Origin of the sequence: Shewanella submarina (assembly GCF_042646185.1) — a bacterium.
GTDB classification, from domain to species: domain Bacteria; phylum Pseudomonadota; class Gammaproteobacteria; order Enterobacterales; family Shewanellaceae; genus Shewanella; species Shewanella corallii.
The window spans coordinates 360,961-376,325 of sequence record NZ_JBHRTD010000012.1 but is presented as its reverse complement, the minus strand read 5'-3'; the positions used below and the strand labels follow the sequence as shown (position 1 = coordinate 376,325).

At 48.8% G+C, this 15,365-nt stretch carries 12 protein-coding genes; 3 read left to right on the top strand and 9 right to left on the bottom strand.

What is annotated here, in order from left to right; genetic code table 11:
* Positions 1 to 81: 81 nt before the first annotated feature.
* A complete protein-coding gene (locus ACFOE0_RS10620) occupies positions 82 to 777 on the bottom strand; it encodes a helix-turn-helix domain-containing protein (protein WP_248935838.1) in 696 nt (231 codons plus the stop codon).
* Positions 778 to 1,308: 531 nt separating this feature from the next.
* Here ACFOE0_RS10620 and ACFOE0_RS10615 point away from each other — a divergent pair.
* From ACFOE0_RS10615 to ACFOE0_RS10605, 3 genes are all read left to right on the top strand, one after another.
* The gene (locus ACFOE0_RS10615; protein ID WP_248935837.1) at positions 1,309 to 3,123 is read left to right on the top strand and encodes a PKD domain-containing protein; all 1,815 of its coding nucleotides are present in this window, start codon (positions 1,309 to 1,311) and stop codon (positions 3,121 to 3,123) included.
* Positions 3,124 to 3,549: 426 nt separating this feature from the next.
* Entirely contained in the window at positions 3,550 to 4,101 is a 552-nt protein-coding gene (locus ACFOE0_RS10610; protein ID WP_248935836.1) for a J domain-containing protein, read from the top strand.
* A gap of 223 nt (positions 4,102 to 4,324) precedes the next feature.
* Complete coding sequence (locus ACFOE0_RS10605) at positions 4,325 to 4,597, top strand: hypothetical protein (RefSeq protein ID WP_248935835.1); 273 nt, start codon at positions 4,325 to 4,327, stop codon at positions 4,595 to 4,597.
* Positions 4,598 to 4,681: 84 nt separating this feature from the next.
* On the opposite strand, the gene xthA is transcribed toward ACFOE0_RS10605, so the two are convergent.
* The 8 genes from xthA to trpB all read right to left on the bottom strand — a co-directional run bounded on the left by xthA (position 4,682) and on the right by trpB (position 15,315).
* Entirely contained in the window at positions 4,682 to 5,488 is an 807-nt protein-coding gene (gene xthA, locus ACFOE0_RS10600) for an exodeoxyribonuclease III (RefSeq protein WP_248935834.1), read from the bottom strand.
* Between the two features lie 8 nt (positions 5,489 to 5,496).
* Positions 5,497 to 5,796 (bottom strand): YciI family protein, encoded by a 300-nt coding sequence (locus ACFOE0_RS10595; RefSeq protein WP_248935833.1) that lies wholly within the window; start codon positions 5,794 to 5,796, stop codon positions 5,497 to 5,499.
* Entirely contained in the window at positions 5,796 to 6,341 is a 546-nt protein-coding gene (locus tag ACFOE0_RS10590) for a septation protein A (protein ID WP_115137926.1), read from the bottom strand. The genes ACFOE0_RS10595 and ACFOE0_RS10590 overlap by 1 nt, the downstream gene beginning before the upstream one ends.
* 149 nt (positions 6,342 to 6,490) lie before the next feature.
* A complete protein-coding gene (locus tag ACFOE0_RS10585; RefSeq protein WP_283106428.1) occupies positions 6,491 to 8,185 on the bottom strand; it encodes a methyl-accepting chemotaxis protein in 1,695 nt (564 codons plus the stop codon).
* Positions 8,186 to 8,859: 674 nt separating this feature from the next.
* Positions 8,860 to 10,761 (bottom strand): monovalent cation:proton antiporter-2 (CPA2) family protein, encoded by a 1,902-nt coding sequence (locus ACFOE0_RS10580; RefSeq protein WP_248935832.1) that lies wholly within the window; start codon positions 10,759 to 10,761, stop codon positions 8,860 to 8,862.
* 170 nt (positions 10,762 to 10,931) lie between these two features.
* Positions 10,932 to 12,980: a right-handed parallel beta-helix repeat-containing protein gene (locus tag ACFOE0_RS10575; protein WP_248935831.1), complete on the bottom strand. Its 2,049-nt coding sequence runs from the start codon at positions 12,978 to 12,980 to the stop codon at positions 10,932 to 10,934.
* 293 nt (positions 12,981 to 13,273) lie between these two features.
* The gene (gene trpA / locus ACFOE0_RS10570; RefSeq protein WP_248935830.1) at positions 13,274 to 14,074 is read right to left on the bottom strand and encodes a tryptophan synthase subunit alpha; all 801 of its coding nucleotides are present in this window, start codon (positions 14,072 to 14,074) and stop codon (positions 13,274 to 13,276) included.
* 17 nt (positions 14,075 to 14,091) lie between these two features.
* A complete protein-coding gene (trpB, locus tag ACFOE0_RS10565) occupies positions 14,092 to 15,315 on the bottom strand; it encodes a tryptophan synthase subunit beta (protein WP_248935829.1) in 1,224 nt (407 codons plus the stop codon).
* Between the last annotated feature and the right edge of the window lie 50 nt (positions 15,316 to 15,365).

The window sequence follows — 15,365 nt, the reverse complement described above, 5'->3', positions numbered from 1 at the left end:
ACCGGTGACTCAAATCCAGAGCCGACGCAGTTGCGTCGGCTTTTTTGTATCCGTTTTTTGTCAAAGAAGGTGATATGTCTGTCAGCCGGAGTGCAGTTCAAGTTTATGTTTCAACGGCCTGAGTATGGCTTCGTTGATAACGACCGCATAAAGGAAGGGGAGTATTAACACAGGCAAGATGTTATCCAGCAGGTAAAGCAGGTTGCTGGTGGCCGGATCGGTGGCGATATCCTTAATGACGGCAATCAGGCCAATCAATAGCAGCACGACGGCACTGGCGTAGAGGTAGGTGATTTGCTGGCCGTACAATTTGCCCAGCAGTCTGGCACTCTCGCCGCCAATCACTTCCCGGGCAAACAGGTATTTAAGTCCTGTCATCACTTTTTTGAAGCCTGAAGTACCGAATGACAACAAAGAAAACAGCGCAGTAAACCCTGACATAAACATCAGTGTCGGCAGATCCAGATAGTGGCTGACATCAGACACCAGGTTAAACAGGGATATTAATGTTGCCAGTAAAGCTGCAATCGCTATGGCGCCCGTCATTATCATTCTCCTTGTCCAGTTGACCTGAATTTCATCGTCTGCTGATTGCAGTTGATTAGGCATTACCTCGAGGGCAGAGGCTATGGCCAATACAGATTCCGCAGAGGCCCGTTTATCAGCCTCAATCCTTTGTATGGTTCGCAGCGATAAGCCGGTGGCTTTAGCCAACACCTCCTGAGACCAACCCTTCTGCTCCCGGCAGCGTTTAATTTTTTGTGCTGATAACTGCATATCGCTTCCCTGTGTTTTCAGGCTTACACCGCCTGTGTCACCTCTTATGTGATTAAAGCCTGAGTGCTTTGGTTTGAAACGGCAAAGACTTTACCCTGACAGTTTTACGTAATTAGTGTCAACACCATGAAAATATTGTTCTTTTTTGATTTTTATGACTGAGCCCTTGGACTGGGCGCGAATATCGGATTTGGAGGGGATTTTTCCGTTTTGCCTTTAGGTTAAGTCACCTTAGCATCTAATTGGTTGGAGTTATCATCGATTTAAGGTCTTCTTGGTGGTGGCTTATTGTGCGACCTGTCTTATGCCTGGCGTTATATTCTGTCGCATGTTGTTTTTGCAATTCAATCAGTTGCGCGGGATAGATGTAAAACAGATGCAAAAACGAACTTGCCATTATTTGTTCAATCCCCTTTGCCGTGTTTGATGGAGTACGGGCGGATAGCTCATCACAGCGACTTGTCAAAAGTGAGTCAACTAACTGTGGTCAATAAAAACAACAAGACCATCAAAACAAAAAGGGGAAGCCAGGTGAATAAACTAATGTTGCACCTTGCAGGGTTATTGACGATAGGCAGTTTAAGCCTCTCGACTATGGCCTGGGGAGAGGAAAGCAAAGCACTCAAAGTCCGTTTTCTTGTAGCTGCGGAAGATAAACAGGGCACAGATGCCCAGGCCAGTGAGGCCATGATAGAGGAGGGATTGGATAAACTGAATATTGGCTATGCGCCGATTGGGGTCACTTTTGAACTCAACGATATTGTCTATGTGACCAATGAAGAGGTGCCGGGATTTCATGATCCTGATAATGGCTGGGATTATGACGATGAGGAGCTGCTAAGGCCATTTTTTGCTCTGGACAGCTATAACATCATAGTGACCGAAGTCAGAGGTGTGAATGGTCACGCATGGTGGCCCTATGAAGCGACGGATGCCATTGAAGTTGACCCCACTGATCTGGTCCGTACCACTCCGGTACACGAAATTGGTCATAACCTGAGCCTGAGACATACCTATCAGAGTAATGGTGATGGTCCTATCTCACTGTTGGAGGGACCTGAAGGGTGGAAATATGGTGATCACATCATAGATACGCCACCGGATCCTGACCGGGATGATCTGATTGAAAACTGTGTTTACTTCGGTGATGTGGTGGATGACGAAGGGGTTGCTTACGATCCCGATGCCAAAAACTACATGAGTGGAGGCAGTAACAAATGCAGAACGCGCTTCTCCGCGCAGCAGTACACCCGCATGGAGAGCTTGCTGTCGACAGATAAGTACCACCTGTTCAACAAGTATGGTGAGGGCAGGGTACTGCCAACCTGTGATAATTCAACTCAGGTGACAGAGTTCCCCCACCATGAGGGCTTTAACGTCAATGACGAAGTCGCCGAGACACCCTGGGTCCAGGATGTCGTTCACAACAGGTATAACTGGCGTTTTGACAGTGACACCTCATCCTCGCGAACCGGTGCCGATGAACCTGTCGATGGTCACACCTTTATCCATGTAGACACCAGCCGTATGGATGACTTTATCGGGGCCGGAGACCATGTGGTGATGTTGAGTCCCTGCTTTGATTTAACTCAGGTTACCGATCCTTCTGTCAATTTCTTCTTCAACATGTACGGCGCTGATATGGGCACCCTGTCACTGCAGGCTTCTGTTGATAATGGCAGCAGCTGGCAGTCATTGTGGCAGATGGTGGGGCCGCAACACGCTGATGGTGACTGGGAAGAGGCAGAAGTGGACCTGGCTGACTATGTTGGCAAGAAGGTGCAATTGCGGCTCGACTATCAGGTGGATGGCGAAAAGGGTGATGCATCTGTGGACGCCATTACCATAAATGCAACGCCTGTTACTCCCAATGAGCCACCTCAGGCCAGCTTTAGTTACGAGACGCAAAAGCTGGTGGTGAGCCTGCAAAGTACTTCGGTTGATTCTGATGGTGAGATTGTCAGCTTCCAGTGGGATCTGGGCGATGGCAACACTGCTGAAGGCGAGAGCGTCGAGCATACATACAGCAGTCCGGGTGAGTATCAGGTGAGCCTGACCGTTACTGATGATGGCGGCTTGACCAATACTGTGATGGAGACCATCAGGGTTAAACGGGGTAAGAAACCCAAAGCTCGTATTAAGCATCTGGATCTGTGGTTTATGCACCTGTTTATCTCGATGAGCTATGACCCGGATGGCTACATAGTTTCTCAAAAGTGGCGTTTTAATGATGGCAGCCGTGTTCAGGGGCCCGTTGCCTTTAAGTTTGGTCACAGGGCATCCAGAGTGAAACTTGTGGTTAAGGACAACGACGGACTGAAAGGGAAGGCTAAGTTGAGATTCTGATACTTGCAATCTGAACCGGGGATGTTTGTTGGTACCGGTTTTCGTTTTTTGTCCTGGCCTGCAGTGCTGAAACACCAGCGTAAATACCAATGAATCATGATGTTACCCCCAATTCATTCAATTTAAGTCGGGGGAGTTCTTGCGCCAACTACAGGTGCCGAAATATTGAGCTCGACATCACAATCCTGTTCGAATTTTATTTGTAAATACAGTGAGCTGACTACAATCCGCCTGAATTTTAAGCTTCTGTGCAATTTTGCCACGGTAATGCTCTTTGTTCCCGGTTATGCCTAGAGAAAGACTTACTCATCAAGAGATTACACAAAGAAGAACAGTACACTGCCGGGATGGCAGTGAATATGTAGCAGACAGGCCTGGGGAATGGAGTGGTTATTGCCCGAATCCTGTTATTGATATGAAGTAACAATGAACAAAAACCACTACCTCACCCTGAAAATCGATTTAGGTGCTACTCAGTCCCAGATTGAAACAGCTTATCAAATCCGTCATGCCCATTATGCTGATGCCGGTTTCAGGGGCTCTCCTGTATTTGCCGGATTGATGTTGCAGGATATCAACGAAGCTTACAGGGTATTGTCACAACCTGAACTCAGACTGGCCTATGATGAGTCTTACAAGGCGCTGTTTATCAACACCCATGACTTGCAATACAGCGAGCGTCGAAGCTATGAAGATTGGGTCAGTATTGAGTCCAGCTATCCGGAAGTGCGCCTGCTGGAAACCAGCTTAAAGAGCCTGTCTCCGACACTTTCAATGGCTTTCCGGCGAGAATTGCTGAGTTCCCGTGAGTATTTGGGCGCGGCCAATATAGTGCGTAGCATTGCGACGGAACTGATGACAGGCCAATCTGAGTCAGTAAATGGCGCAGCCCAAAAAGTGAACTTCAAACGTCTCTTTTGGATTGCCAATCTCACCTGGCTGGTTTCATGGATGGGAATTAATCTGTTACTTCAGTGATAGCTGATTGTGGCGGCAGGTTATTGGTCAGCTGTCATTATCGACGGTTTCATGGGCTTTCGGGGCAATGATTAACCTCTGTGTAAATTTGATGATACGGGCGTTGTTGTCATTTTGGGCGGTGGAAATCTGGATGTACACAGTTCAGATTTCAGATTTCTTGATTCTGTGTCGGATGAATGTTGTAGTGCAGCACGAAATTTATGACTGAAGGAATTGCAGAATGACAGGCCAAACCGCCTATGCAAATGGTCAGCAGGTTGCTGACGCAAAATCTTCTTTTAATAATTCCGTCAGCCCAGAGCTGACAGGTGAAAGGCTGAGATGGTATGACGATGTAAGGTGCCCCCTTTACCATGCTCAGAATTCAAACTGCGAAAAGCACTTTGATGTGAAGCTGCCTGCGGATCTGAAATCCCTGACACCTGAACAATATATGGAGCAGTTCCCGCAGTGGCACAAGTGCTGTGACAGTTGTGCTGCCAGCAACAAGTAACCCCGGTTAACTGCCCATACAAAAAAATCCGATGACACAGGTTCATCGGATTTTTTATTTCGGGTTCAGTAAACCAGTAAGACTTTACTTAAATTCAGTCCAGATAGGTGCGTGGTCTGAAGGTTTGTCGATACCACGCAGCACGTAGTCCACATCAGCCCCTGTTGCTTTGGCTGCAAATGATGGGGTCGCCAGGATCACATCAATGCGCAGGCCGCGGTTGTCATCGAAACCTTTACTACGATAGTCAAACCAGGAGTAACGCTCGGTCATATCCGGGTGCAGTTTGCGGAAGGTATCTTCAAAGCCCCAGTCCAGCAGTGTCTTAAGCCACTCGCGCTCTTCCGGTTGGAAGCTGCATTTACCTGTCTTGAGCCAGCGCTTGGCGTTGGCATCACCAATACCAATATCCAAATCCAGTGGCGAAATATTGATATCACCCATCACCACAATATCTTCGTCGCTACTGTGGTGTTCATTCAGATACTGCATCAGGTCCTTGTAGAACTTGCGCTTGGCCGGGTACTTGGTCTCGTGGTTGATGTTCTCACCCTGAGGGAAGTAACCGTTCAGTACTGTCAGAGTGCGGCCATCAGCTTGCTTGAATTTACCCATGATCATACGACGCTGAGCATCTTCTTCATCAGTGGGAAAGCCTTTCTGGACGGATTCTGGCTCAGCCTTTGACAGCATGGCCACTCCATAGTGCGCTTTACCACCATGGTAGTGAACCTTGTAGCCCATGGCTTCCACATCTTCAGCGGGAAAGGCTTCATCGTGAACCTTGGTTTCCTGCAGGCCGATGATGTCTGGCTGATGAGCGTCAATCAAAGCTTGCAGCTGGTGAAGTCGGGCACGCAGACCATTAATATTAAACGATACAATTTTCATAGTTATTCTCAGGGCAGCACTGGTTTGAAAGGTTTGACAATAACGCTGTGATAAACGCCGGCGGCAATATAAGGGTCTTCATCGGCCCAGCTTTGTGCGGCTTCCAGAGAGGCGAACTCGGCAACCACCAATGAACCTGTGAAACCAGCTTCCCCTGGGTTATCGCTATCGATAGCCGGGTGAGGTCCAGCTAACATCAGGCGGCCTTCATCCGCCAATTGCTGAAGTCTGGCCAGGTGAGCCGGGCGCGCAGACATGCGCTTTTCCAGGCTGTTTTCCACATCCTGAGATGAAATCATATACCACATTATTTGAGTTCCTTTTTCTGATCTTCCGGCAGGTGTTTAAACAGGTAGAACACAGTGGCCACTGTATTTACCAGGGTCAATGCCGTTAATCCAAAAACTTTAAAGTTTACCCAGGTGTCCTGAGACATATAGAAAGCCACATAGATATTGGCCAGACCGCAGACTACAAAGAAGCCAACCCAATACCAGGTCGCCTTTGCCCAAATGGCATCGTCCAGCTTCATCTCTTTACCCAGCATGCTTTTCAAAATGGGTTTATTGATGAACTGGCCAACAATCAGTGCTGAGGCAAACAGTGCATAAACTATGGTGACCTTCCACTTGATAAAGGCGTCGTCGTGGAACACCAGTGTCAGGGTGCCGAAAACTGTGACCAGGGCGAAAGTGATCAGGTGCATCTTCTCTACGGTTTTATAGATGGCGTAGGTGAGTCCAATCTGTACTGCTGTTGCCGCAATCAGTACGCCGGTCGCCGTGTAAATGTCGTAGAACTTATAGAAGGCGAAAAATATGACTAGTGGGAGAAAATCCAGTAACTGCTTCATGGGTAAATCAAGATGTAATTATTAAGTATGGAGCCCGAGTTTAGCACGGCAGGGTTTACAGGCAAATGTGGGCTGAAGCCCATGATATCAGGGATTGTAACAATCTAATCCCGGTTGGCATTAAAGGGGAGTATAGCTGGCTCTCTGGCTTATCTTTGTGCTCTGAGCTCAGTTGGTGTGGTGGCCTGTGTCACCTCTGAGGATATCTGTTTGTCCCAACGCGCCAATTCGGCTTGCAGTTCTCCCGCCGCGGGATGAATTTGGGGGACGGATTCAGTTTGCTGTTCACTGAGCTTGGCGGAGCGATTCATTGACTCCAATGCCTGACTCAGGCTGTCCAGCTCTGATGCCAAATGCTGCAATACTGCCTGACTTTGTCGGGTATCGACTGTGGTAAGGGGGCTTTCCGGCTCCAACTCCAGCAACAATTCAGCCTGCGCCGCAAGCTCACTCAGAACATCCTGAGCCAGGTTACTGTTGTTGCCCGAGCGGGTAGCCAGTGCTCTGACTTCATCAGCCACCACGGCGAAACCTCTGCCCATCTCTCCGGCCCGAGCGGCTTCAATGGCAGCATTAAGCGCCAGCATATTGGTTTGCTCGGCGATTGCCTGGTTGTCCTTCAGCATCTGTGTCATTTTTTGGCAGCTGTCCAGAAGTTTGGTTGCGCAATCGGATTGGTGGTTCACTTCATTTGTGGGTTTAGATACCACCAACTCTTCAAGCTGCGTGCTTAAGGTTTGCACGAGTTGGGACAGTGTCTGTACTCTGGTTTCAAGCTCTGAGGTGTCCGGGGTTATCAGCTGAGGAGAAGAGGGGAGCGTCCAATCACTGCTGCGTACGATTTCATGCAGCCGCTGCATCGCCTGCTCACAACTTTGCCTGTATACCTGATGCTGTTGTTGGAAGTCTTGCAGCGTTTCAAGCTGATTTTGCATCTCACTCATTCGCTCTTCTTGCTGCTTATAGTCCTCTGCTGTCTGTTTGCGACTGATGCTACTTCTCCACCAAAGCAGGCTGACAGCCAGTGCCAGTAATAAGCTGATAACCAGTGTGAGATTAAGGCTGTGCATTGCATGCTGTGACTGCTCAAGAACCGCTCTGGCGCGGGTCGACAATCTGAGTTCGGTAACTTGCTGTGCAGTATCAAAAGCCCACAACAGCTGTTGCTCACTTTGCGCGTGCTTTAGTTTCAGTTCCGCCACTTCCACTATTAACGATTGCGCTTGCGAATGACTCAAGTGGTAGCGGGTAAGGGCTTTATTCAACGCCTGTTGTGCCTGAGGTTTATCCGTGGCCATCAGGGCTATGGCCAGCTTTTGTGCTCCGGCTAGTTGATTCCGCTCATTTGAATCGCCGACAGATCTGTATTGATAGCTATCCCATCGTATTTGGCTTTGAACCCGGTTGCTGTAATAGAGGGAGATAATATCGTTGTCCGCCCTGGCATCTTTGGTGATGGTATCCAGCATGGCCACCAGTGCATCTGCAGCCTGCGGCACTGCCTGACCTTTCACAAAGTTCAGCTGCTGCTGTTTTTCTCCCAGATTGAGGGATAACACCTGGTATTGATCAAATAACCGACCGGATTGCTGCCATTGTTCGGGAGCAAGCTCCTGCAGTGCCGGTGGAATATCTTTTGGAGCCAGCACTGCATATTCATCCGTCCCGGATGCCTGGCGCTGAGGTTGAGGTAATTTTGATACTTGCTGCTGAAGGGTGGAGATCTGGTTGAATTGAGATTTAAGGGATTGTAGTGATAACCAATAGTGGGCAGCAGTGCCTGCCAACCCGAAGATAAGCATAATGAATATAAATAACAGTACCTTAGCTTTGGCTGTCATCATGTTTCATTCAGTCGATTGTGCAGGACAACAAATAAAGGGCGTACAGATTCAGGTAAAGAAACCGTTTTAAGCCTGTTCCCTTTAAGTAGTTAGCTTTCTTTTAATAACCATGAGTTTAGTTCAATCCGGGAAAGTTTGCCCGGAAGAGGGGCTGACTGATGAATAGGTATTCACTTAGTCAGTGTAAAGTTGCAGATAAGTAATGGGAAAAGCGAGGATGGAGCCGGACATTTTTGTGCCCGGCAGAGATCTGGCGTATTTCTACAATGAAAGCTTACTTTTCCTGATTTTTACAGTTGTCCAGATAGACGCCAACCATCAGGCTCATCACAACTATCAAGGAAAAGAAACCACCTACCATGTATGCAAAAGTGTCTGCGCTCATTGTTTTTCTCGCTGCCGGATTAAAAGTTGCGCGCAGTATATTAAATGACCAAAGCAGTCGCAAGGCCAAATGTTAAAAATATAATTTTAAAAGGTGAAAAAACACCTTTGGTGGGTGTTGTTTTTTGTTTACCAGATGGGTTTTCTCGATCTTGAAGGTGTAATCCAGTGTTTACCGAATGTTTTGAAGAAATTTTTATTGGCAGGGGTCCTCAATCCAACCAGAGGAAACCAGCCTGAGCTTCAGGCTGGTTCCCCCGGTTCGGTACTTCAGCTACTCAAGATTACGTCTACTCAAGATCACAGCGGGGCAGGTCTTGCTGCTGTTGCGCTTTTCGATAGCTGGCTTTTTCATCTTCCATCGCCTGTTTCATAGTTTCCTCAAGTTGCAGGAACAGATCGCGATAATGGGTATTGCTGAACCTGTTGTCATCGGCACCTGCTTTCCAGGTTTGGTAGAGCACCTCTTTACTCTGTTGCTCCCGGCGAACAAAGGCATCGCGCATCATATCGGCTTTGGGGGCAGGCATACCCACTACCTTTAATGCCTCTGTGCCCATTTGTACTGCAGAAAGGAAGGTTTCACTGATCACCATATCTGCACCGGCCAGTTGCAGCGCATAAAGATGGCCTCTGTCGTAGGCCCTAGCCAGCACTTTAACCTGTGGGTAGTGATGTTTAACGTAGGTGACCAGTTCCACTGCTCTGTCTTTATCGTCAATGGCGATCACCAACAGTTTGGCGGCTTCTATGCCTGCGGTATGCAGTAAGTCCGGACGGGTTGCATCGCCGAAATAGCCTTTAACTTTGATTTGCCGCATCAAATCTATCTGGCTTGGCTGGTGGTCCAGAATCACAGTACGGATATTATTGGCCGTTAACATGCGGTTGACTATCTGACCAAAGCGTCCTATCCCGGCAATAATCACACTGGCCTGATCCTGAATATCATCTGCATCCCGCTGCTCAGCTTCGGCCTCATATCGGGGCAGAATGACTTTGTCGAAAAAGATAAACAGGGCGGGAGTCAGGAACATGGAGAAGGTGACCACCAACGCCAGCATCTGACTTAAATCCGTGGGCAGTACATGGTTTTGTTGGGAGTAATTCAGCAGTACAAAGCCAAACTCACCGGCTTGCGCCAGTGACAGAGAAAATAGCCAGCGGTCGCTGTATTTCACTCTGAAAATTATAGTAAGGCACAGCAGCACCAGAGCTTTAATCAGGATGACACCAAGTGTCAGGCCAATGATGGCCCCAAAGTCTTGCCACAACACGCTAAAGTCTATGCCTGCGCCGACTGTGATAAAGAAGAGGCCCAACAACAGGCCTTTAAAGGGCTCTATGTTTGACTCCAGCTCATGGCGGAACTCACTGTTGGCCAATACCAGACCAGCCAGGAAGGTTCCCAATGCCGGTGACAGGCCAATCAGGCTCATCAGGGCTGCGATACCAATCACCAGCATCAGAGCGGTGGCGGTAAAAATCTCCCGCAGGCCGGATTCAGCCACATAACGAAACAGGGGGCGGCTGAGGTAGTGACCCGCAGTCACCAGCCCGGTGATGGTGAGTACTATCACTATGGCGTAGACCCAACCCGGCAACTCAGCGACCAGATTCCAGTGCTCGGAGTGAGAAGCTGCCTCTGCGGCCTGCAGCTGCGCCTGGGCCACTAACTCAGGAAGCGCGAGTAAAGGCAGCAGGGCCAGAATAGGGATAACAGCGATATCCTGGAACAGGAGTACCGAAAATGCCGTCCGTCCACCTTCTGTGCGGTTGAGCCCTTTCTCGTTGAAGGTCTGCAGCACAATGGCGGTGGATGACAGTGAGAAGATAAGGCCTATGCTCAGCGCGACCGTAAAGGTTTGACCAAGGGCAACTGCAATCAGGGTAATCGCTGCCGTGGTCAGCCCCATTTGCAAACCACCCAGGCCGATCAATTTATGGCGCATATCCCACAGTGATTTGGGGTTCAGCTCCAATCCCACCAGAAACAACATCATGACCACGCCAAATTCAGCGAAATGCTGAATGGCGACAGTTTCCTGCCCAACCAAGCCAATCACAGGGCCAATAATTACCCCGGCCGCCAGATACCCGAGCACTGAGCCCAGTCCCAGTCGTTTGGCCAATGGCACGGCAATCACCGCCGCGCACAAATAGATAAAAGCTTGCAGGAAATAAGCTGTCATGAATTCTCCTCTGATGAAAAGCCCGCGGATATTGCTCCTGTGAAGTCGGAGCAGAAATGAAGGAAATTGCGGGCAGAAAAAAGCCGCTACCTTGGCAGCGGCGGGATTATATCATGTATCAAGCTGTATCGAAGAAGAGTTTAAAAAGGAAAGGCACCTGAAGCGGCGTCTTAATCAGGTTTGCACGGTTCAATTACATTCGTATCCTCGGTGTATTTGGTGTGTTTGGTGCACTTGTATATATACTTCTTACCGGTGTCATCATTGGTCTTATTATTCTTCACATCAAGATCCAAGGTGTGGTTGGATATAATAACGGTGTTATTGCGCTCATCTCCTCTAATCTTAAAGTCGTTCAGTCTGTCTTCCAGCACATCTTTAATGATGCTACTGGTTGAGTATTCAGATTTGAATTTATTACCGCTGATTTCACTATCCTGCGTATTATCGATGAAAAACGCTGGGACTGATTTTGCCTGATTCCTGACGACATTGCCCTTGAAAGTCAGGTTCCTGTTACAGGTAGTACCTTTGCCATCCAGTTTTTTAATGGCGTTGTAAACGATAAATGCTGGGCCCGAAAGTTGGTATTTAGCAGTATTGCCGGATATTACTACATGCTCACTACATTGTGAGTTATGGGTGGCATCACCACCTAGCCAAATACCACCGTTTCCGTTGCGGATAATTATATTATTCTTAATATCGCCGTAGGAAGCATTAGTGCGGATTGCACGTCCTTTATTGTGTTTGAGAGTATTGTTCTCTACTAGGAAGCGATTACCATCCACGCCAATAGTGGCATTTCGGCTGCCAATAAAGTCGCCAATTTCGGTGTTCTCTAATGATTTGTCCAAGGTAATTTCGACCACGCTATTATAAGGCGTTTCCGATAAGGGGGTGATGTCTTCAATGGTCAGGTCGATATCTAATGGGGAGGAGTCTGATGCTTTATACGTGTCGACAGAATCCCCTTCGCGAAGAAATTGTGCTTTCTTTTCGCTGACCTGAATCTTAGTCTTATCGCCGTTCACATTCAGAATATCTGTGCCTCTTGCAAACAAGCCGATGGTATCGTCAGCATTGTGATCAACGGTTGAGTTCTTAATTGTCAGCCCTCCACGGATAGCCTGGAAAATAAAGCCTCCGGCAGTGCCCGCCATGAGTGGTTTTTCATGATCTGTATTAAGACGGCGGGGCACATATCTAACATTATCCAAACTGATATCGTGACCACCATTTTGACCGCGAACCGCTACAGCCGGACAGTTGGATACTTCAACATTTTTAATATCAATATTGTTGCTGTTAAAAAAGTAGAGGGTTTCACCACCGATTTTAGGAGACAGCGCAACCTTTAGCCCTGCTTTTGTTTTATGGTGGTCATTCAGGTATTTCATATCCTCTGCGCTGAACCCTTGTAGCTTATATCGTCCGCTTGTCAGTTCTTCACTCGAGGTAAACTTCAAGTCAGAGGGGACTTTTTCATAGGTTTGATAATCCGGCGAGTTGGCATCTGTACTGTAATCCTTATAGGTGACCAGATAGCTCTTATCTTTGTCTTGATGAATAAACTGCTGGGGAGCACCATAGCCATTATCCAAGTCGATAGTAACGCTGTCTCCGTCTGCGGTGATTGAGGTTTTATCTAATACCCCCTGAGTAAAAGGGTACTTGTCGTAGGTCATTCTCAAATCGTGAACACTAATATATTGACTGCTGTATATCCCAAGCGCATTTAGGCCAACTGTAGAATCATTGATGGTTTGATTGAAACCAACAAATTGTAATGTTGTTAGGCTTTTTCCGCTTGAATCAAGCTCACCCCTGATGGTGATGACATTGGTAGAGGTTTTATTCGCAATGGCGATACGTGAGTTATTTACGGGAAAACTGTTGGTGAAACTGTTCCCGGAATGGAGACTGGTTACCTTGGCTTCCACGGGGTCGACAAATGGGTAGGTTTCTGCACCAAAACTGATTTCAACGGGGCGGGCGCTGGACTCTGTTATAGCCAATTCAACGATCTCTTTGAAGCACTGGCTGTTGTCTGAACTGGTGCTACTGATCCCAAATGTCTCAACGGCTAACAGACAGGTATTTTGATCGCTTGCATCGCACGCTGGTGTTGTGTTGCAACCAGTTGCCCCGTGTGCATTGTGTGCCATGGTTAGAGCTGACAGCGTCAGTAAGGGCACCATAACGTTTATTTTTCTCATTTGCTTCCCCCGTAGTTTCCAGGCCTTTTGTCAAGGACCGAACTTAAATTTACATCGCTGCTTATTGATATTATTTATCATACTTATATTCTCTTATACGTGGTTGTTGGGGTGATTGCAACTAGGGTGTTACGGGGATGTTTTTGCAGCTCCAGTGGAAGATAGAGCGTTTCAGAGTCTTGTCATTCTTTCGAGTACGAGACAATTTAGGACAGCGAACGAGGTTCTTAAATAAAAAGGAAGGCGGTGTTGCCACGGCCTTCCTTTTATATTGGTTGAGTTGAGCGCTTTTATCAGCTGGCAGCTTTCATCGCTGAGGTAAACTCGGCCAGTTTGGCCAGCATCACTTCCGGTTCATTTTGATGCTGCTCAATAATCGTCACCACAGCCGAGCCTGAAATGGCACCGGCTGCACCGGACTCAATAGCGGCGCGAACCTGATCCGGAGAACTTACGCCAAAGCCCAGCAGTGGTGGTGGCGCATTAAACTCCGCCAACGCTTTTAACACCTCGCCCACCGGCTTGCCGGCTTTGGAGTCTGTACCTGTTACCCCAGCGCGGGACAGCAGGTAAGTGTATCCACTGCCTGCTTCGCTGACGCGTTTGAGGGTTTCGCTGTCGGCATTGGGCGGGGCGATAAAGATAGGGGCAATCTCATGAGCCCTGGCAGATTCGATAAACGGCCCGGCTTCTTCAACCGGCACATCAGCTATCAGTACAGAGTCTACACCGGCATCTTTAGCTTTGGCATAGAAGTTATCCATACCGTTGGCGTATACCAGATTGGCATAGACCAGCAGACCGATAGGTAATTGTGGGTATTTGGCGCGTACTTGAGTCAGCATTTCAAAGCAAACCGATGGCGTGGTTCCCGATGCGCGGGCACGCAGATTGGCGCCCTGGATCACAGGGCCATCGGCCAGAGGGTCAGAGAAAGGGAAACCCAGTTCCAGCGCGTCGGCACCGTTTTGTACCAGGGTATCGATAATCGCCAGTGACAGCTCAGGGCTTGGATCGCCCAGAGTCACGAAGGGAACGAATGCACCGCGTTTTTCGTCCTGCAGGCGGGCAAAGGTAGTTTGATAACGTGTCATGGTGTGCTCCTGCCGCCTTATTGATTGCTTGTTTGCTTTGTTGATGCTTCAGATTGAGCTTTTTGCTCAAGGATGTCAGATACAGTGAAGATATCTTTGTCGCCGCGACCGGACAGGTTAACCACCAGAATGGTTTCCTCTGTGGCTTCTTCGGCCTTTTTCACGGCGTAAGCCAGGGCGTGGGCAGACTCCAGTGCGGGAATAATGCCTTCAGAGCGTGCCAGCAACTGGAAAGCTTCCAGCGCTTCATCATCCGTAGCTGAGCCGTATTGAGCACGGCCGGATGCGTGCAGGAAGGCATGCTGTGGCCCCACAGAAGGGAAGTCCAGACCTGCAGAGACTGAGTAGGACTCTTCAATCTGACCATCTTCATCCTGCATCAGCGGGGCTTTCATGCCAAAGAAGATGCCGGTCTTGCCATGGTGCAGCGGCGCGCCGTGTTCATCTGTATCTATCCCTTTACCGGCAGGCTCGACACCGATCAGCTGGACTGAGGTTTCATCGATGAAATCAGCGAACATGCCGATGGCATTGGAGCCGCCACCCACACAGGCGATAACCGCGTCGGGCAGGCGACCTTCTTTTTCCAGAATTTGTTTCTTGGTTTCTTCGCCAATCACCCGCTGGAACTCACGCACGATAGTGGGGAAAGGGTGAGGACCGGCAGCGGTACCCAGCAGATAGTGGGCATCGTCGTAGCTGGCCGACCAGTCGCGCAGCGCCTCATTACAGGCGTCTTTCAGGGTTGATGAGCCGGAGTGCACAGGGATTACCTCTGCGCCCATCAGCTTCATACGGAATACATTGGGTGATTGGCGCTCAACGTCCTTGGCACCCATGTAGACGCGACACTTAAGACCCAGCAGAGCACAGGCCAGTGCAGTGGCCACGCCGTGCTGACCGGCGCCGGTTTCGGCAATGATCTCTTTTTTGCCCATGCGCTTGGCCAGCAGAGCCTGTCCCAGCACCTGATTGGTTTTATGGGCGCCGCCGTGGAGCAGGTCTTCACGCTTGAGGTAAATTTTTGCCAGCGGATTAGGGCTTAAGTTCTTGGTCAGGGTCAGCGCAGTTGGGCGACCGGCATAGTTTTTAAGCAGGTCGATAAATTCTGCCTTGAAGCTGTCGTCCGCCATGGCTTCAATAAAGGCTTGCTCCAGTTGTACCAGAGCTGGCATCAGGATCTGCGGAACGAAAGCCCCGCCGTATTCGCCAAAGTAGGCATCTAATTTAAAGTGACTCATCTTTTTTCCTTTTGGCTTTCCATATCACCCAATTTCATTTCTTTATTCGA